Annotated in this window: 1 pseudogene; it reads left to right on the top strand. The window is 72.1% G+C overall.

The window, feature by feature from the left end:
• A pseudogene (locus tag DD1DGNOD_RS18695) lies at positions 1-755 on the top strand (alpha/beta fold hydrolase); the annotation flags it as partial.

Genomic DNA, 755 nt, shown 5'->3' with positions numbered 1-755 from the left:
TGAGCGCTACACCCTCGACGGCTTCAAGGTGTTGCACGACCGTCCGGGGCTTGACGCGTGGTCCGACACGACGACCCTCAACCTGACGTTGCGCACGGATGCCGGCCGGACGCTCGGGGTGGGCGTCGCCAGGGTCGAGCGCCGTGACTTCGTCCGGGCGCTGCGGGCGATCCAGGTGCGGGGTGTCGCCGACGCCGGCCGCCGCCGGGCATATGAGCTGGCGGCCCTGAAGCTGTTCGCCGGATACCTGCTGCGGATCTACGGTGGCCCGCTGGACGAGGCCCGGCGTTTCCCCGCCGCTCCGGCCCGCCCGGCGGGTCCGGGCAGCAGCCCGGCGGGCCCGGGGCGGCGGGTGCTGCGCCTGCCGGATCCCGAGATCCGCTGGTGCGGGGAGGGCAGCCGTTGGCACGAGGGTGCCGATGTGGGTGCGGACGGCTGGCTGCGTCTCATCCGCTACCGGGGCGGGGACAAGGGGCCGGTCCTGCTCGCATCCGGGTTCGGCATGTCCACCGGAGCCTTCCTCGCCGACACGATCCGCACGAACCTGACCGAGTTTCTCGTCGAGCATGGCTACGACGTCTGGCTGTTCGACTACCGTGCGTCCATCGACCTGCCCTCCTCGGCCAGCCAGTTCACCCTCGACGTCATCGCCACCGAGGACTGGCCGACCGCGGTCGAGGAGGTCCGGCGGGTGACCGGGGCCGCCGACGTCCAGGCATACGGGCACTGTGTGGGTTCCGGCTCGCTGCTGATGG

The sequence above is a fragment of the Candidatus Protofrankia californiensis genome, from assembly GCF_900634765.1.
GTDB classification, from domain to species: domain Bacteria; phylum Actinomycetota; class Actinomycetes; order Frankiales; family Frankiaceae; genus Protofrankia; species Protofrankia californiensis.
The sequence above is the reverse complement of the archived record's forward strand: the minus strand, read 5'-3'. Positions and strand labels throughout refer to the sequence as shown.